This window comes from Burkholderia sp. Tr-20355, assembly GCF_017104685.1.
GTDB classification, from domain to species: Bacteria; Pseudomonadota; Gammaproteobacteria; order Burkholderiales; family Burkholderiaceae; genus Burkholderia; species Burkholderia seminalis.
The window spans coordinates 1-235 of the sequence record NZ_JAAGPK010000422.1 but is presented as its reverse complement, the minus strand read 5'-3'; the positions used below and the strand labels follow the sequence as shown (position 1 = coordinate 235).

Annotated in this window: 1 protein-coding gene; it reads left to right on the top strand. The window is 58.7% G+C overall.

The annotated features are described in order from the left end of the window. A partial coding sequence (locus tag G3N62_RS35750; protein ID WP_206141573.1) for a hypothetical protein occupies positions 1 to 235 on the top strand: 235 nt, incomplete at both ends.

Here is a 235-nt window from a genome sequence, read left to right as displayed (position 1 = left end):
ACAGCGAAGTGATCGAGCTATTCGTCGACGACAGACCCGTCGAGGTCGAAGTCGACAGCGAAGCGATCGAGCTATTTGCCGACGACAGGCCCGTCGAGGTTGAGGTCGACAGCGAAGTGATCGAGCTATTCGTCGACGACAGACCCGTCGAGGTCGAAGTCGACAGCGAAGCGATCGAGCTATTTGCCGACGACAGGCCCGTCGAGGTTGAGGTCGACAGCGAAGTGATCGAGCT